18 protein-coding genes are annotated in these 17,066 nt (G+C 72.4%); 5 read left to right on the top strand and 13 right to left on the bottom strand.

Annotated features, from left to right (window positions below; all coding sequences use genetic code 11):
* Positions 1-65 precede the first annotated feature (65 nt).
* From MFF56_RS19970 to MFF56_RS19950, 5 genes are all read left to right on the top strand, one after another.
* A complete protein-coding gene (locus tag MFF56_RS19970) occupies positions 66-1,043 on the top strand; it encodes a TIGR03885 family FMN-dependent LLM class oxidoreductase (protein ID WP_066918583.1) in 978 nt (325 codons plus the stop codon).
* Between the two features lie 388 nt (positions 1,044-1,431).
* Positions 1,432-2,643: an ABC transporter substrate-binding protein gene (locus MFF56_RS19965; RefSeq protein WP_066918585.1), complete on the top strand. Its 1,212-nt coding sequence runs from the start codon at positions 1,432-1,434 to the stop codon at positions 2,641-2,643.
* A gap of 325 nt (positions 2,644-2,968) precedes the next feature.
* The gene (locus MFF56_RS19960) at positions 2,969-3,841 is read left to right on the top strand and encodes a branched-chain amino acid ABC transporter permease (RefSeq protein ID WP_066918588.1); all 873 of its coding nucleotides are present in this window, start codon (positions 2,969-2,971) and stop codon (positions 3,839-3,841) included.
* Positions 3,842-3,880: 39 nt separating this feature from the next.
* Entirely contained in the window at positions 3,881-5,935 is a 2,055-nt protein-coding gene (locus MFF56_RS19955) for a branched-chain amino acid ABC transporter ATP-binding protein/permease (protein ID WP_066923721.1), read from the top strand.
* Positions 5,928-6,650 carry an ABC transporter ATP-binding protein gene (locus MFF56_RS19950; RefSeq protein WP_066923719.1) on the top strand — a complete coding sequence of 241 codons (723 nt, stop codon included), beginning with the start codon at positions 5,928-5,930 and terminating at the stop codon, positions 6,648-6,650. Before MFF56_RS19955 ends, MFF56_RS19950 begins: the two co-directional genes overlap by 8 nt.
* A gap of 76 nt (positions 6,651-6,726) precedes the next feature.
* Here the strand turns inward: MFF56_RS19950 and MFF56_RS19945 are convergent, their stop codons facing one another.
* From MFF56_RS19945 to moxJ, 13 genes are all read right to left on the bottom strand, one after another.
* Complete coding sequence (locus MFF56_RS19945) at positions 6,727-7,368, bottom strand: response regulator transcription factor (RefSeq protein WP_066921384.1); 642 nt, start codon at positions 7,366-7,368, stop codon at positions 6,727-6,729.
* Positions 7,369-7,378: 10 nt separating this feature from the next.
* The gene (locus MFF56_RS19940; RefSeq protein ID WP_238230647.1) at positions 7,379-7,885 is read right to left on the bottom strand and encodes a hypothetical protein; all 507 of its coding nucleotides are present in this window, start codon (positions 7,883-7,885) and stop codon (positions 7,379-7,381) included.
* A complete protein-coding gene (locus MFF56_RS19935; RefSeq protein ID WP_066921382.1) occupies positions 7,882-8,814 on the bottom strand; it encodes a YncE family protein in 933 nt (310 codons plus the stop codon). The genes MFF56_RS19940 and MFF56_RS19935 overlap by 4 nt, the downstream gene beginning before the upstream one ends.
* Positions 8,811-9,350 carry an SRPBCC family protein gene (locus MFF56_RS19930; protein ID WP_066921381.1) on the bottom strand — a complete coding sequence of 180 codons (540 nt, stop codon included), beginning with the start codon at positions 9,348-9,350 and terminating at the stop codon, positions 8,811-8,813. The genes MFF56_RS19935 and MFF56_RS19930 overlap by 4 nt, the downstream gene beginning before the upstream one ends.
* Positions 9,351-9,356: 6 nt before the next feature.
* Positions 9,357-10,298, bottom strand: a complete 942-nt coding sequence (locus MFF56_RS19925; protein WP_156453663.1) for a vWA domain-containing protein — start codon at positions 10,296-10,298, stop codon at positions 9,357-9,359.
* A gap of 47 nt (positions 10,299-10,345) precedes the next feature.
* Positions 10,346-10,921, bottom strand: coding sequence for an MxaK protein (locus MFF56_RS19920; protein ID WP_066921377.1), 576 nt, complete (start codon positions 10,919-10,921; stop codon positions 10,346-10,348).
* 233 nt (positions 10,922-11,154) lie between these two features.
* Complete coding sequence (locus MFF56_RS19915) at positions 11,155-12,204, bottom strand: vWA domain-containing protein (RefSeq protein WP_066926796.1); 1,050 nt, start codon at positions 12,202-12,204, stop codon at positions 11,155-11,157.
* A gap of 14 nt (positions 12,205-12,218) precedes the next feature.
* Positions 12,219-13,124 (bottom strand): nonribosomal peptide synthetase MxaA, encoded by a 906-nt coding sequence (locus tag MFF56_RS19910; protein ID WP_238230645.1) that lies wholly within the window; start codon positions 13,122-13,124, stop codon positions 12,219-12,221.
* Between the two features lie 5 nt (positions 13,125-13,129).
* Positions 13,130-13,990: a DUF58 domain-containing protein gene (locus tag MFF56_RS19905; RefSeq protein WP_238230643.1), complete on the bottom strand. Its 861-nt coding sequence runs from the start codon at positions 13,988-13,990 to the stop codon at positions 13,130-13,132.
* The gene (locus MFF56_RS19900) at positions 13,987-15,021 is read right to left on the bottom strand and encodes an AAA family ATPase (protein WP_066918710.1); all 1,035 of its coding nucleotides are present in this window, start codon (positions 15,019-15,021) and stop codon (positions 13,987-13,989) included. The genes MFF56_RS19905 and MFF56_RS19900 overlap by 4 nt, the downstream gene beginning before the upstream one ends.
* A 62-nt stretch (positions 15,022-15,083) precedes the next feature.
* On the bottom strand, positions 15,084-15,365 hold the full coding sequence (locus tag MFF56_RS19895; protein WP_066918708.1) for a methanol dehydrogenase [cytochrome c] subunit: 282 nt from the start codon (positions 15,363-15,365) through the stop codon (positions 15,084-15,086).
* A gap of 65 nt (positions 15,366-15,430) precedes the next feature.
* Entirely contained in the window at positions 15,431-16,021 is a 591-nt protein-coding gene (moxG, locus tag MFF56_RS19890) for a cytochrome c(L), periplasmic (protein ID WP_066918706.1), read from the bottom strand.
* Between the two features lie 34 nt (positions 16,022-16,055).
* Positions 16,056-16,967 (bottom strand): methanol oxidation system protein MoxJ, encoded by a 912-nt coding sequence (gene moxJ, locus MFF56_RS19885; protein WP_066918704.1) that lies wholly within the window; start codon positions 16,965-16,967, stop codon positions 16,056-16,058.
* Positions 16,968-17,066 lie beyond the last annotated feature (99 nt).

Raw genomic sequence — 17,066 nt, 5'->3', positions numbered from 1 at the left:
ACGGAAGCGCGGGCCGGGCGTTTCCATCGACATCGACAGACCCCACGGCGACCGGGAGACCAGGTTTGGCACGCATCGGCTACCACGCGTCGCACGAGCAGCACGCGCCCTCCGCGCTGCTGCGCCATGTCCGGGCGGCCGAGGCGGCGGGCTTCGCCTGCGCGATGTCGTCCGAGCACTTCAAGCCGTGGAGCCGGGCACAGGGCCATTCGGGCCATGCCTGGTCCTGGCTCGGGGCCGCGCTCGCCGTCACCGGGATGCCGTTCGGGATCATCACCGCGCCGGGCTACCGCCACCACCCGGCCGTGCTCGCCCAGTCGGCCGCGACGCTCGCCGAGATGTTCCCCGACCGCCTGTGGCTGGCGCTCGGCAGCGGGCAGCGCCTCAACGAGGACGTCACCGGCCTGCCCTGGCCGGAGAAGGCCGAGCGGACCGAACGGCTCGGCGAGTGCGCGGCGATCATCCGGGCGCTCTTCGCGGGCGAGACCGTGACGCATCGCGGCCGCGTCACGGTGGTGGATGCCAAGCTCTACTCGCGGCCCCGGACTCCCCCGCTCCTGGTCGGCGGCGCCGTCACGCCCGCGACCGCGCGCAAGGTCGCGGCCTGGGCGGACGGGCTCGTCACGGTCGGGATCGATCCGGAGAAGCTGCGCCCGGTGCTCGACGCGTTCCGCGAGGGCGGCGGCGCGGGCAAGCCGGTCTTCCTGCAGACGAAGGTGTGCTGGGACCCCGATCCGGCCCGCGCGCTCGCCGAGGCGCACGCGCAGTGGGCGAGCAACGCCATCGAGGGGGACGTGAACTGGGAGCTGCGCACGCCCGAGGAGTTCGAGACCGCCGCACGCTTCGTGCGGCCGGAGGACATCCACGCCTGCGTGCGGGTCTCGGACGACCTGGGCCGGCACGCGGCCTGGCTCGCGGAACTGGCCGAGCTGGGCTTCGCGGAGATCATCGTCCACCAGGTCGGAGGCAGTCAGGAGGCCTTCTTGGAGGCGTTCGGCCGCGCGGTCCTGCCCGCCTTCGCGGACCCCGCCCGGGCCGGCTGAACCTCGCGCGCCGATCCGCGCACCGACGCATCCGTCGGCCGGGCTCGGAACGGGGGCTCGGAACGGGACGATCCGTCGCCGGCACGGTCGCGGCGCCGTTCGCGCGGACGCGCGTCGGCACCCGAAGAACCACGTCCCATCTCGGAGGGCACGAACGTAACGCGACGTTCTGCCAAGCGTGCGGTTTAATCCCCGCCGCGATGCGCGCCCGATACCCAGCCGCGCTGCTTTGTCATCGCGGTTCGGCAACATGCCCACATCATCGGCAGTAAAAACCCAGCTCCGCTCCCGTCGGCCGCTTGACGGTCGATCTGAATTCAAGGCACCTGAATACAGAGTGCCACATCGAAGGGCACGCCGCGCGAGCGGCCTGTTGGGAGAGGAAACGATGCGATTTACCGTAGGCGCGTCCGCGCTCGCGCTGAGCTGCGCGCTGGCGCTCACACCGGCCCGCGCCGCCGATCCGATCAAGATCGGCCTGACCGGCCCGTACACGGGCGGCTCCTCCTCGATGGGCGTGTCGATGCGCGACGGCGCCAAGCTCGCCGCGGCCGAGATCAACAAGGCCGGCGGCGTGCTCGGCCGGCAGATCCAGCTCGTGGAGCGGGACGACGAGGCCAAGAACGAGGTCGGCGCGCAGGTCGCGCAGGAACTCATTAACAAGGAGAAGGTCGTCGCCACCGTCGGCTTCATCAACACCGGCGTGGCGCTGGCCGCCCAGCGCTTCTACCAGGAAGCCGAGATCCCGGTGTTCAACAACGTCGCCACCGGCACGATCATCACCAACCAGTTCAAGGAACCGGATTACGACGCCAACTACGTCTTCCGGAACTCCGCCTACGACGTGCTCCAGGCCGGCCTGATGGTGGACGAGGCCCTGGCGCAGGGCCACAAGAAGATCGCGGTGCTGGCCGACTCGACCAATTACGGCCAGCTCGGCCGTGAGGACATCGAGAAGTACCTTGCCACCAAGTCGATCAAGCCGGTCGCCGTCGAGAAGTTCAACATCAAGGACGTCGACATGACGGCCCAGCTGCTGAAGGCGCAGCAGGCCGGCGCCGAGGTCATCCTCGCCTACGGCATCGGGCCGGAGCTGGCCCAGATCTCCAACGGCATGGCCAAGCTCGGCTGGAAGGTGCCGATGATCACGAGCTGGCCCTCTTCGATGCAGAGCTTCATCGATATCGCGGGTGCCAACGGCAACGGCGTGATCATGCCGCAGACCTTCATCGAGGATCAGACGCTGCCGAAGCGCAAGGCGTTCCTCGAGAACTACTACAAGACCTACGGCGTGACGAAGATTCCGACCCCGGTGGCGGGCGCTCAAGGCTACGACTCGATCTTCCTGCTGGCCGCCGCCATCAAGCAGGCGGGCGGCACCGACGGGCCGAAGATCCGCGCCGCGCTCGAGAACCTGAACGAGCGGGTCGAGGGCGTCGTCACCACCTACGAGAAGCCCTTCACGGCCAAGGACCACAACGCGATCTCGCGGAACATGGTCGTGTTCGGCAAGGTGCAGGACGGCAAGATCGTCTACGCCAAGCCCGAGGACGCCAAGAACGCGGGCGTCGTGCGCCTCAAGGAGAAGAGCTCGAACTGAGCTCGGCTATGGCCGCCGCCGGTCACGACCGGCGGCGCACTAACGTAGCCCGAACACAGGGCACGCGCGAACCACGACCGTGCCGGACGTGTTGGCCACCACCGCCGTCATTCCGGGGCGCCGCAGGCGAACCCGGAATCCATGAACACCGAAGCGGCAGGACGAGGCTCTGCGGTGTTCATGGATCCCGGGTTCCGCTGCGCGGCCCCGGGATGACGAAGCGGGGTCGGCATCGAAGCGGCCAAGCCGGAAGACGGCAACCCCACCCATCGATCCGGCGGCGCTATCCGCGGATCCCAGACTTCCACCCCCTCACGGCGCACCCATGGCCATCCTGCTCCAGCTCATCGCGTCCGGCGTCGCGGTCGGCATGATCTACGCGGCGATCGCGTTCGGCTACCAGCTGACCTTCGCCACCTCGAAGACGCTGAATTTCGGCCAGGGCGAGGCGCTGGCGCTCGGCGCCCTGTTCGGCCTGACGCTGGTGCCCTTCACGGGCTACTGGTTGATGATCCCGCTGGTCCTCGTCTTCGGCTTCGCGCTCGGCGCCGTGGTCGAGCGGCTCGGCGTCCGCCCGGCCGTGAAGATCAAATCCGAGTACGGATGGATCATGGCCACCATCGCGCTCGGCATCATCTTCAAGAACGTCGCCGAGAACGTCTGGGGCCGCGACGACCTCAAGTTCCCCTCGCCGCTCCCCGAGGAGGCGATCCAGGTCGCGGGCATCCGCATCCTGCCGATGGAGCTGCTGATCGTGGCCGGCGCTCTGCTGATGATGCTCGCGGTCGAGATCTTCAACCGCAAGTCGATCTGGGGGAAGGCGGTCGTCGCCACCTCCAACGACATCGACGCCGCCGGCCTGATGGGCATCAACACCCAAAAGGTCATCACGCTGTCCTACTCGATCAGCGCCATGACGGCGGCCTTCGCGGGCGTGCTCGTCGCTCCCGTGACGCTCACCGGCGCCACCATGGGCGCGGTGCTGGCCCTGAAGGCGTTCGCGGTGGCGATCATCGGCGGCCTCGAATCCGGCCTCGGCGTCATCGTCGGCGGCCTGATCCTCGGCGTCGCCGAGACGCTCACCGGCTTCTACATCTCGACCGGCTACAAGGACGTGCCGGGCCTGATCCTGCTTCTCGTCGTTCTCTCGATCCGCCCCGTCGGCCTGTTCGGCAAGGCGGTCATCAAGAAGGTCTGAGCGTGTTCCCCCGCCTCCCCCTGACGGCAGCCTGACGCCATGGCGCAGACCCTCGCCCCCAACTCCGCCGCGGCGCCCGCGCCCGCCTCCGCCCCCGGCCTGTCGCGCTACGCGGGCCTCGTCGGCACGATCCTGCTGGTGGCGTTCCTCGCCGCCTTCCCGCACGTGGTCACCAGCTCGTACTACATCCACCTCGTGGTGGTGATCGCGATCTACGCGATCCTGATCCTCGGCCTCGACATCGTGGTCGGCTACACGGGTCAGGTCAGCCTCGGCCATGCCGGCCTGTTCGGCGTCGGCGCCTACGGGGCGGCGGTGCTGTTCCTGCACTTCAAGCTCGGCCTGTGGTGGGGGATCCTCGCCGGCATCGGCGTGACCTCGGCCTTCGGCGTGCTGCTCGCCGTGCCGGCGCTGCGCGTCACCGGCCCCTACCTCGCCATGGTGACGCTCGCCTTCGGCACGATCGTGCAGATCTTCATCAACGAGCTGACGCCGCTGACCAACGGCCCGCTGGGCATCACCCTGCCGCCGGCCCGCGTGCTCGACTTCTCGCTCATCGGCATGCAGGCGCCCTGGGGCGCGGCCGGGCGCAAGCTCGAGTTCTACTATCTCACCTGCATCGCGCTGCTCGGCACGATCCTCGTGGTCAACCGGGTGGTGCGCTCGCCCTTCGGTCGCGCCTTCGAGGCTTTGCGCGATTCGCCGATCGCCTGCGACTGCATGGGCGTCTCGGTCTACCGCTACAAGGTCTACGCCTTCGTGATCTCGGCCGCGCTCGCCGGGCTCGCGGGCGCGCTCTTCGCGTGGTCCGAGCGCTACGTCGCGCCGAACTCCTACGGGTTCGAGCTGACGGTGCTGTTCCTGCTCGCAGTCACGATGGGCGGCCGCAAGTCGCGCGCCGGCCCGATCATCGGCGCGGCCATCATCGTGATGATGCCCAACATCCTGGCCGACATCGAGCTGGTGCGGATCATGGCCGGCCTCATCGCGGCGGTCGCCCTGGTGGTCGGCGCGCTGGCCTTCCTGCGCCGCCAGGAGAACCGCTTCGCGATCCTCGTGCCCGTGCTGCTCTGCCTTGCCTTCTTCCCGGCGACGCTCGCCCTGCAATCGGTCACGGATTTCCGCCTGACGGTCTTCGGCCTGATGATCCTGTTCGTGGTCTACTACCTGCCGGACGGCATCGTCGGCTTCGTCCGCGAGAAGATCCCGGCGCTCCGCCCGGCCCACACGGCCGAGGGCAAGAGCGTGCAGGCCGCGGGGGCGGCGCTCAGCGTCCAGAGCGGGCGCGGCGGCGCCGACCCGCTCCTCCGGGTCGAGCAGGCGCTGATGCAGTTCGGCGGCCTGAAGGCGCTGGCCGGGGTGGACCTGACGGTGCGACCGGGCACGATCCACGGGCTGATCGGCCCGAACGGCTCGGGCAAGAGCACGATGATGAACGTGCTCACCGGCATCTACAAACCCACCGCCGGCTCGGTGACGCTCGCCCGCGCCGACGGGAGCACGCGGCTCGACGGGCGCACGCCCTCCGAGATCGCGGCCTCCGGCGTCGCCCGCACCTTCCAGAACGTGCAGCTCTTCCGCGAGATGACCGCCCTGGAGAACGTGCTGGTGGGCCTCCATCACAGCTTCCGCGGCAACATCTTCGACGCGATCCTCGGCACGCCGCGGCGCAAGCGCGAGGAGCGCGAGCAGCGCGCCCGCGCCATGTCGATCCTTGACTTCGTGGGCTTGGGCGCGCTCGCGCAGGTGGAGGCGAGGAACCTTCCCTACGGCAAGCAGCGCCTCCTCGAGATCGGCCGCGCGCTCGCGCTCGACCCGGTGCTGCTCCTCCTCGACGAGCCGGCGGCGGGCCTCACCGCCCCCGACATCGCGGAGCTGACCGCGATCATCCGCAAGATCCGCGATGCCGGCATCACCGTGATCCTGATCGAGCATCACATGGACGTGGTGATGGGGCTCTGCGACCGGGTCAGCGTGCTCGATTTCGGCCACAAGATCGCCGAGGGCAGCGCGCGGGAGGTGCAGCAGGATCCCAAGGTCGTCGAGGCCTATCTCGGCAGCCCGGTCGCCGACGAGGAGACGACCCATGCTTGAGGTCTCGGGTCTGTCGGCCGGCTACGGCCAGATCGAGGTGCTGCACGGCCTCGATTTCGCGGTGCCGAAAGGTCAGGTCGTGGCGCTGATCGGCTCGAACGGGGCCGGCAAGACCACGACGATGCGGGCGCTCTCAGGGATGATCCGGCCGCGTGCCGGCTCGATCCGCCTCAACGGGCGCGAGATCGGCGGGCTCGAGAGCTACGACGTCGCCCGCTTCGGCCTCGCCCACTCGCCCGAGGGGCGCCGGGTCTTCCCGACCCTCTCGGTGGAGGACAACCTGACGCTCGGCGCCTTCCCGCGGCTCACCGGCTCGCGGCCGAAGGGCGACGTGGCCGCCGACCGCGACCGGGCCTTCGAGCTGTTCCCGCGGCTGAAGGAGCGGCGCACGCAGCTCGCCGGCACGCTGTCGGGCGGCGAGCAGCAGATGCTCGCCATGGGCCGCGCGCTGATGCTGCGCCCGGAGATCCTGCTCCTCGACGAGCCCTCGATGGGGCTCGCCCCGAAGCTCGTGGAGGAGGTGTTCCGGATCATCCGCCAGCTCAAGACCGAGCAGGTGACGATGCTGCTGGTCGAGCAGTTCGCCATGGCGGCGCTGGGCGTGGCCGACCACGCCTACGTGCTGGAGAACGGCCGCATCCGCTTCCAGGGCCCGGCCCAGCAGCTCCGCAACGACCCGGCCGTGCGCGCGGCCTATCTGGGCGGCGGGCACTGACGGGGGCGCGACGCCTCCCGCATCCTCCCTCCCCCCTCCCTCCCCCTCCCGCGGGGGAGGGAGAACGCGCGGTGCATCACCCGTGCGAGCCGAGATCCTCCACGGCGAGGATCATCCCGAGCAACTCCGCCTGCGTGCGGGCGCCGAGCTTCTTCCGGATCGACGCGCAGGTGTTGACCACCGACCGGTAGCCGATCGACAGGTTGTCGGCGATGAAGCGGTAGTCGCGCCCCTCCCGGAGCAGGATCGAGACCTGGATCTCGCGCGCGCTCAGCGTGTCGTAGCGCGACGGCTCCGAGGCCGCGCCGAGACCCGCGATCTGCGTCGCGAGGCGGTGGGGCAGGTAGGGGCGGCCCGCCCGGACGGCGTCGAAGGCCGCCAGGAAATCGCCCACCGGCAGGTCCTTGAAGACGTAGCCGATGGCGCCCGCTTCCAGCGCGCGCGCCGCGATGACGGGGTCGCGGTGCATGCTGAAGGCGAGGATGCGGGCGCGCGGCTCGAGCGCGCGCATGCGCCGGATCAGCGCGAGCCCCGCGAGCCCGCTGCCCCGGAAGGCCAGATCGACCACCGCCACCTGCGGGCGGATGCGGTGGAACAGCCGGTAGCCCGAGACCGGGTCTGCCGCCTCGAGGATCATGGCGACGCCCGCATCCTCGACCACCCGCCGGAAGCCCTGCAGGATCACCGGGTGATCGTCCACGATCAGGACGCCCGTCACCGCGCCCTCCTCACCGGGCCTGCGCGGCGTAGCGCTCGCGCAGGCGCGCCAGCGCCGCCTCGCGGGAGTGCCCGTCGCGCCGCACCGTGACGTAGTGCTGGCACATCTCGCCGTAGAGCTGGCGCCGCCCGCTCGCGGCCGCGACCCCGGCGAGATCGGCTATCAAGGCGGCCGGGCTCTCCGCGACCCGGATCTCGGCGAGCATCGCCTCGAGCTGCATCGTGCGGTTGGCGACCATGCGGGGATCCTCGACGAAGCGCCCGCGCGCCTCCGCGAGGCTCGCCCGCAGCGCCACGAGCGCGGACGGATCGACCGGCTGGCCGCCGGCCGCGTGCCGGGCGAGCCAGACCGCCGGCTCGGTCCGGTCGGTGGGCGAGAGCCACGCGGTCTCGGGGGCCGCCCGGTCGCTGCGCGCCGCGATGGCGCCGGGCTCGCGCTCCCGCTCCTCCTCGCCGCCGCAGCCGGCGAGCGGGAGCGCGACGGCCCCGAGGAGCGCGAGGGCGCGCAGGGTCGTCACCGCCCGGCCCCGGCCGGCAGCGCCACGGCGGCGCGCGGCCCGCCCGGCACCTTGCGCCGGGCCACCTCGCGCATCTGCGCGAGATCGATCACCGAGACGTCGTCCGAGAACCAGTTCGCCACGTAGGCGCGCGCGCCCTCGACCGCGATCCCCTCCGGATAGCGGCCCACCGGAATCGTGGCCGTGATCGCGAGATCCGCGTCGAGCACCGAGACGCTGGCCGATTCCTGGTTCGTCACCAGGATCCGCTCGCCGTGGACCGCGACACCGTAGGGGCTGCGCCCGGCGGGCCTCGTCGCGAGGGCCTCGAGCGCGGCGGTGTCGATCGCCGTGAGGTCGTTGCTGCGCACGTTGCCGACATAGAGGCGGTGCCCGTCCGCCGATAGCCCGAGCGCGAAGGGTGCCCGGCCCACGGGCACGCGGGCGAGGCGGGTCATCGTGGCCCCGTCCACCACCGCGACCGAATCGCCGCCGCGCTCGGCCACGTAGAGGCGCCCGGCCGCGTCCGCCACCAGCCCGGCGGGCTCGGGCCCGACCGCGGCCTCGGCCTCGCGCGCGCCGCTCGCGGCGTCGATCCGCACCAGCCGCCCGCCCTGCCAGTCGCCGACGAAAAGCTTGGCGCCGTCGCCCGAGACCGCGATGCCGAAGGGCTGGCCGGCGAAGGGCAGCTGCCGCAGCACCCGCGCTCCGCCGGGCGCGACCGCAGTGATCGTGCGGCGGTCGGGATGGGTGAGGTAGAGCGTGCCGTCCGGCCCCGCCGCGAGGCCGGCCGGGCCGGCGCCGACGGCGACGGGCGCCGGCTCGGAGGCGTCGCCGACCTCGGTCAGCGCGCCGCCGTCCTGGCTCGCCACGTAGACGGCCGCCTCGCCCCGCGGGGCGCAGAGCGCGAGAGCGAGCGCCGCCGCGAGCCCGGCCGGGCCGAGTCTCACCGCGTCCCCTCGACCTTGGCCTTCAGGCCTTTCAGCCCGTCGGCGAAGTAGCGCGCCATCGCGGCGTGGCCGGCGGCGTCGCTCAGCTCCTCCGGCGGCTCGTTGCCGGTGTCGCCGCGGTAGAACCGCCCGGCCCAGGAGACCTTCGCGCCCTGGCCGTCCGGCGTCACCGTGACGGTGGCCGAGTAGGAGGAGACCGGCAGCGCCTTCAGGTCGGGCTCGCCCATCCGGTACGAATAGGTCATCGCGTCGGCCTTCCACTCGTCGAGGCCCTCGTCGAGGGTGCCTCCGCTCTTCAGCGTCACCTTGCGGCTCGCGCCGCTGGCGTCGCCGCCCGTGGCCTCGACCTTGGCCACGTCCGGATGCCATGCGCCGATAGTGCCGAACGGCCCGACCACCTTCCAGACCGCGGCCGGGGGCGCCGCGATGGTGACCGTCTGCTCGACCTTCTGGGGCGTCGGGCCGTGGGCGAGCGTCGCGACCGGCGCGAGGCCGGGGAGAAAAGCGAGGACGAGCGTCGGCAGGGTGAGGCGCATGCAGGATCAGGCCTTTCGCGGGGTGGGAACGCGCATCGTGAGGGCGCGCAGCGGCGCGGCCAGGAAGGCCGCGAGCACGAGGACGAGGGCGGCGGCGCCGAGGTACGGCCGCAGGTCGAGCCGCCCGGCCACCGGGCTCCGTGTAGCGACCGCCCGCAGGGGCGCATCGAGCGAGGCCGGCCCGTCGAGATGGGCGTAGGCGAGGCCGGTGCGGTCGGCGAGCGCCTTCAGGTGGGGCTCGCGCACCGACGAGAGGTGTTCGGTGCCGCCCGCGGCCGCGGCGCCGAACGGGGCGTTCCTCGGGTTGTAGCCCTCGCGCGATTCGGCGTCGGCCGGGGGCGGGCCGAAGCGGTTCTCCTGCTGCACGTCGGTCTCGCCGTAGAAGCCGGTCTCGCGGCCGCGGTCGTTGTACTTCGGGATCGGCGAGAGGCCGTAGCCGCCCGCGCCCACGATCAGCCCCCGCACCGCACCGGGCTGCCCCTCGAAGGGCGGCAGCGCGCCGGCCCGGAGCGGCGGCGCCTCCTGCCCGTCCGTGACGAAGACGAGGTCGGTGCCGATCTCGCCCGCCATCGCGATCGCGCGGTCGAGCCCGGCGGTGATGCGGCTGTCGGCCTCCCAGGCCATGCGCCAATCGAGCGCCGCGATGGCGCCGTCGAGCGGCGCGAAGTTCTCGCAGACCTCGACGGGCGCGAAGAGCAGGAACGGCCGCCGCTCGGTGAACAAGCCGAGCGCCAGCCGGGAGCCGCAGGGCAGGCCCGCGAGCAGGTGGCGCAGCGCCGCCTTTGCGGCCTCCAGCCGGCTCTGCGGCTGGCCGCCCGCCGCGTAGTCGCGCACGTTCATGCTGCCGGTGATGTCGACCACCGCCAGCACCTGCACGCCGGTCCGGGTGAGCGGCAGCGGCGGCACCCAGGCGGTCGCGAGCGCCAGGGCGAGCGCGGCGGCGAGCATCCGGAAGCGGGCGTCGCGCAGGTTGCGCCGCCAGGGCGGCCGGGCGCTCACGGCGCCCCCCGCGGCTGGCCGGGGATGTCGGTCCAGATCTTCTTGGGCTCGGCCTTCAGCTCGTCGCCGATCTGGCGATCCAGTTCGGGGAAATCGCGGATCAGCCGGGAGGCGACGTCGAGGTTGAACTTGGCGTCCCAGAACGCGGGCCGGGCCTGGAGGGCGCGGCGGTATTCCTGCCGGGCCAGCACGATCAGCGGGCCGGCCGGGTCGAGCTGACCGCGCTCGATCAAGTCGAGGGCGCGGCGCAGGCGCGCGTTGCCGAGCGCGTAGCGGGCGCGGGCGAGGAGGGCCGGGGCATCGCGGGATTCGAGGGCGGCGACGAGGGGCTCCATCGCCTCGGTGGCGTCGCGGCGGGCGAGCTGGAGCACGCGGGCCAGGATGAGCTGGGCCGGGGCCTCGGTCGTCACCGGGCGGTCGTGGTTGGCCTCCAGCGCGGCGATGTCGCGGTTGGTGGCCTGCGCCCGCCAGGACAGCCCGCCCGCGACGAGCGCGCCCGCGAGGAGCAGGCCGGGCAGTGCGAGGAGCAGGTGCGGCCGCGAGCGGGACCAGGCGCTGCTGAGGGAGGACATGCGCTACCCCCGATCCCGAACACGCCCTCCCTCCCCCCTCTGCGGGGGAGGGTACCCTGCAAAGCAGGGGGGGAGAGGGGAGCGACGGTGCAGGGTGAGGTTTCGCCCTACATGACGGCCACGCCCATCTCGGAAACGTCGCTCCCCTCTCCCGACCCCCTTCGGGGGCCACCCTCCCCCGCAGAGGGGGGAGGGAGTGCCGCGGTGCGGGCGGTGCCTATCCAAGATCCGGATCATGCCGCCATCCTCCGCTCCGGCGCGCGGGCCGCCCCCTGCCCGGCCCGGCCGCGGGCGAGATCCACCTCGGCGAGCTTGGCCAGCACCAGGAGCACCAGCCCGAAGGCCGCGAAGCCGTAGGCCCGTCCGGCGAGATCGCGGCGCGGGCGCACCTCCACGTAGGGGATCGGGTCGCGCTCCAGGCTCTCGATCTGCCGGATCGCGGCGGCGACCGCCTCCGGCCCCTCGGCCTCGAAGGCGCGGTAGGGCACGCGCAGGCTCTTGAAGAACAGGTCGAGATGGCGCTCGGGCGCGGCCTGCGGCGTGTCCTCGCCGGCCGGGCGGTCGGCGATGCCGGGCGAGCCCTTGGTGCGCAGGAAGAGCCAGTACAGGTTCGGCCGGATCTTGGCGAAGGCGGCCCGCAGGGTGTCCTGCACCCGCGGATCGATCACCGCCGCCCCGTCCGAGACGAGGAGCAGCACCCGCGAGGCGTCGCCCGAGGCCGCACCGAACTGGCCGAGCGCCATGGCGAGCCCCCGCCCGACATTGGTGTAGTCGAGGCCGGGCCGGTCGATCGCCGTGATCGCGGCGCGGACCGCGTCGTGCCGGTCGGTCATCGGCAGGACCAGCATCGGCGCGGTCGAGAAGGCGGTGACGGCGAAGAGGTCGTGCGCCCGGCTGCCCACGAAGTCGCCGAGGATCCGCCGCGAGGCCGCGGCCTTCGATTCCTCCGCGCCCGAGGGCTGCCGCCCGGCGAAGGTCTCGTTCATGCTGCCCGAGCGGTCGATCAGCATCGAGACCTCGGCGCCGATGCCGGTGCGGGTCACCCGCTCGCCGGCCCGGTAGGGACCGGCGATCCCGGCGACGAGCCCCGTCACCGCGAGGCATCCCGCCGCCCGCAGCAGGCCCGCGAGCGCGCGCGAGAACGGGTCCGGTGGCACCGCGGCGAGGTCCGCCCAGGCGGCTCGGCGGCGGGGCGCGGCGACGAGCGGCAGCAGGGCGAGCGGCAGAAGCCAGAGCACCCACGGCCGTTCGGCCCCGAACCGGGCGAGTTCCGCCGGAAGCATGGTCCAGGGCCCGCTCACGCGGCGCGCTCAGCCGCCGCCAGCGCGCGGGCGGTCGCCCCCGCCTCGGCGAGCGGCAGGCGGTCGCGCGCCTCGGCGACCGAACCGCCGAAGAAGGCGATCCGCGAGGCCGCGAAGAAGCGGGCCAAGCCCTCCCGCTGCGCCCGGAAGGCGGGGTGCCGGGCGAGGAAGTCGTCGAGGTCGTCGGCGAGCAGGCGGTGCCCGGCCTTGGCGTCGAGCCCGCGGTGGAGCGCCAGCAGCCCCTCGCGGTAGCCCGCCTCGCTCTCCGGCCCACGGGCGAGCGCGGCGAGCCGCCGGGCGGCGTCCGCGAAGGCGCGGGCCGGGCGCGGCCGGAACGGCCACCAGGCGCGGTCGCGGGCGAGCAGCACCAGGGCGAGGAGCCCCGCCACGCCCAGGCCCAGGGCAGCGTTCCGGGCAGGGATAGGGTCGAGCCGGGGCCCGAGCCCGTCCGGGCGCAGGTAGTCGGCCGGGTCGGCGCGGCGGGCCGGCTGCACCTCGCGCAACGGCGAGAGGCCGAGGCTCCAGCCCGGCACCTCCACGGGCGCGGTGGTGGAGCCGTGATCCGCCCCGCGGGTCAGCACCAGGGGAAAGCCCGGCACCTCGAGGCTGCGCGCGTCGATCGCCGCGTAGAAGGTCTGGTAGGTCAGGTGCAGGATGTGGCGCGTGCCCTCCTGCCGGGTCTCCACCCGGCGCAGGTCGAGCCAGTAGGTCACCGGCCCCGCTTGCGGCAGCGAGGAGGCCTGGAGCGCGAAGCCGGGCTCGGCCTCGACCGCGACGGTGGCCTCCACGAGGTCGCCGAGGAAATAGCCGAAGGTGCGCGGCACCCGCACCTCGACGCCGCGCAGCTGCGCGACGGCCGGGCCGGCGAGAACCGTGAGGAGGAGCGCGAGGGCGAGGCGCATCGGGCTCAGGCCCCTAGCAGGTGGCGGCTGAGCGCGGCGGGATCGAAGCGCTCGGCCAGCCGAAATGGCGCGCGCCCATGGCGGCGCGCGAGGCGGGCGAGGTGGGCCAGCCGCTCCTGCTCCGCGGCGATCCAGCGTCGGCGGAGCGCCGGCCGCATCAGCACGAGGCGGGTGCCCGCGCCTTCCAGATCCTCCAGCTCGACGAGGCCCCATTCGGGCAGCGCCTCCGCCTCGGCCGGGTCGGCGAGGACGACCGGCACCACATCGTGGAAGGCGAGGCCCGCGAAGACCCGCTCGATCAGGGCAGCGGGCCAGCGATAATCCGAGACGAGGAAGACCAGCTTGGGCCGGCCGGCGATGCGGGAGGCGGCCGCCACGAGACCGGCGGCGCTCGCACCCGCCGGCACGGCCCCGGCGAGGCGCCGAGCCGCGAGCGCCGCCCCGGCACGGCTCCGGGTGGGGGGCAGGAACAGCTCCTCGCGGATGGCGGCGTCGCAGGCGATCAGCCCGAAGCCGTCGCCGATGCGCGTGGCGGAGGCGGCGAGACTCGCGCAGAGCGCGCCGGCCAGCGCCATCCGGTCGGCGGTGCCGCGGAAGCGCATCGAGGCCGAGAGATCGATGAGCGCCCAGACCTCGACCGCCTTGCGCGCCTCGAAGCGGCGCACGTAGGTGCCCTCGAACGGGTCGCGCAACGTGGCGCGCAGATCGAGCCGGCGCGCGTCCGGCTCGCGCAGGAACGGGACCTGATCCTTGAAGGTGCCGGGCCCGCCGGCGTCGCGCCCGCGATGGGCGCCGAGGCGGTTCCCGCGCGCGCGCCAGCGCGGCAGGTAGAGGATGTCGGCGCCGGTCCGGGGCTCCTCGCTCACGGAGCCGGCACCGTCTCGAACACCGCCCGGCACAGCGCGGGCACGATCTCGCTGCGGTGCAACTCGTGGATCGGCTCCAGGAAGACGCGGTGGGCCATCACCGGCTCGAAGACCGCGCGGATGTCCTCCGGCACCAGCCAGTCGCGCTCCTCCAGCCAGGCGCGCACGCGGGCGGCGCGGACGAGCGCCGCCACGCCGCGGGGCGAGGCGCCGCCCTGGACGAGGCCCGCCATGTCGTCGATGCCGGGAAGCCGGATGCCGGCTTCGTGCGGGCGGACCAGAGCCTCCCAGAGGGCGACCACGTAGGCTTGAATCGCCTCGCTCGCCCGCACCCCGTGCTGGATCGCCGAGGCGATGCCGCCGAGCCGGGCGGGATCGAGCAATCCCGTCGGGATGCCGGCGATCAGCCCGTCGGTGTCGTGGAAGCGTGGGTCGAAGGCCAGTGCGCGGCGCGTCGCGGGATCGCGCGGCGCCTCCATGCCGATCTCCATCAGGAAGCGGTCGCGGGCGGCGGCCGGCAGCTCGAAGGTCTCCTCGCGCTCGACCCGGTTGCGGTCGGCGAAGACCTGCAGGAGCGGGAACCGGTACTCGCGGTTGAAGGCCTGGAGGCTGCGCTCGGCCATCAGGCGCAGGAGCAGCGCGTGGACCTGGGGGCGCGCCCGGTTGATCTCGTTGAAGAAGAAGATCGCGAGGTCTTCGGACGAGCGCAGCACCGGCCCCGGCTCGACGCGCGGGCGCCCGTCCTCGGCGAGGTAGGTGTGGTAGACGAGGTCCGTCGGCATCATGTCGACCGTGCCCTCGACGCGCTCGTAGGCGCCGCCCATGGCGCGGGCGACCGCGCGCAGCAGCGTGGTCTTGCCGACGCCGACATCGCCCTCCAGCAGCACGTGGCCGCGGGCGAAGACCGCGATGGTGACGAGGCGGATGATCCGCTCCTGCCCGAGCACCGCGCCCGCCACCGCCGCCTCGAAGGCCTGCGCGGCGGCGCGCCAGTCTGTCAGCATCGCGTCGCCGCGGCGGATGTCGTTCATGGATGCCCCTGGCAAGGCGCGCCCGCGCGAGGCGGGCGCGCGCGTCGATCAATTGCCGATCTTCAATTGCCGATCTTGGCGACGTCGTACTCGAACTTGCCGGTCTTCTTGGCGTTCTCGATGCGCTTCTTGTTGCGCTCCTCCATGCCCTTGATCGACTCGGCCTGCTTGTTGAGTTCCTTCGGGTCGTGCTTCGGGTCGTACTTCGAGCCGGCGATCTTCTCCGGGAAGCCGGGCTTGGGCTCCCAGCAATTGCCCGGCGCCTTGCACTTGGTGCCGTCGTAGGCGAGCGCGGGGGCGGCCAGCGCCAGGGTCGCTCCGAGGGCGAGGATCAGGGTGCGCATGCGGTTTCCTCCTTGGGATGGGTGCGTTCTGGGCGCGCCCGGGGCGCGCGGTGTCCTGCAGGGCCTCACTCCAGCGGCTTGCACTGGCCCTTGGCGTCCTGCGGGATCTTCTCGCCCTCCTTGTAGGGCGTGTAGGCCTTCTTCTGGTCGGCGGTGAGCCAGACCGCGTCCTTCGCCGGCCCGGTGTAGAGATGCCGGATCCAGGCGATGGTCTGGAGCATCTCGTCCGGGGTCAGGTTCTCGTTGTGCGGGCCCATCATGCCGTTGGCGCCGCCGAAGATCGTGGCGAACAGGCCCGTATCCTCGGTGTTGGACGGATAGGTCCAGTAATTGTCGTTGAGGCCGGGCCCGAGCTTGCCCTCGGCCAGGTGCCCGTGACAGCCGGAGCACGAGGTGGCGTAGAGGCTCTCGCCGTTGCGGAGACACGACTTGTCGTCGATGTAGAGGTTCTTGCCGGTCTCGAAGAAGGTCTTCACGGCCTGGGTGTCGCGGCCGCCTTCCTTGCCCTCCGCGGTGTTCAAGGGCTCGCCCGTCACGGTGTTGCGGAAGACGATGCCGGTCTGCGGCCCGGCACTCGGCTGGGCCAGTGCGGCGAGTCCGGCGCCGGCCAGCGCGAGACCCAGGAAGGCAGCGAGCGTTTTCTTGGTCTTGATCATGCGGGGATCCGGATCGCTCTCTCGCCAGAGGGGGTCAGTTCGAGGCGGGCGCGACCGGCACGCCCTCCTGCTTGAGGATCGCGTCGATCTGGGGCTTGGCCTTCACCAGGGCTGCGTCGAGGGCGTCGCGGAGCGCCGTGTCGTCCCGGCGCACCCCCATCGACTGGTCGAAGACCTGCGGCATCCGCTTGCCGTCGCTGCGGGTGGTGTCGTCGGGCACTGGCGTCATGCGCAGCTTCACGCTCGAATCGCGCACGTAGCGGGCCACGTCCGGCGCGAAGGCGACGCCCACGTCGGCCTTGCCCTGCGCCACCTCCGAGACCATCCGGGCCGGATCGATCTGGGTGTACTGGTTGCGCGGCGCGCGGAAGTTCACCAGCGAGTAGAGGTAGGCCATGTCCTCCTCGTAGCGGCCGATGTCCTTGAGCATCGCCTCGCCCGGCGTGCCGAAGCCCACCACCATGTGGCCGATGTCCTTCAGGCGCGGGTCGGACCAGGACTTCACGTCGAGGTCGCCGTCGGCCTTGGTGAGGAAGACGTAGCCGGCCCGGTAGTAGGGCTTGGTGGCGAGCACCCGCTGGTCGTCGGAATCGAGGCCGACGACGACGTCGCAGGTCTTCTTGTCGAGGCCGTCGCGCACCGCGTAGACCGCGGGCTTGCCGGAGAACACGAAGACGGGCTTGCGCCCCATCGCCTCCGCGACCGCGACCGCGATCCTGTTCTCGAGCCCCGAGCCGTCCTTCAGCGAGAGCGGCGGCTGCTCGGCCGCGCAGATGCGCAGGGTGCCGGGATCGGCGGCCTGCTGGGCATCCTTGGACTGGGAATCCTTGGACTGGGAATCCTTGGCCGCGGGCTCTTGCGCGGCGGCGGTGCCGCCGAGGCAGGCCAGGGCGATCAGGAGGGCGGCCGGACGGGCCGCGCCGTGTCGTCCGATGACGCGCGACATGATGGATCTTCCGTTTCCTCGGGGTTTTCTCGTTCGGCGCGGCGGCGGGTCATCGCGAGGGAGCATGGCGTGCCCCTCTTCGCTTCGTCCTGCGCCCGG

This window comes from Methylobacterium hispanicum, assembly GCF_022179285.1.
Lineage (GTDB): Bacteria > Pseudomonadota > Alphaproteobacteria > Rhizobiales > Beijerinckiaceae > Methylobacterium > Methylobacterium hispanicum.
The sequence above is the reverse complement of the archived record's forward strand: the minus strand, read 5'-3'. Positions and strand labels throughout refer to the sequence as shown.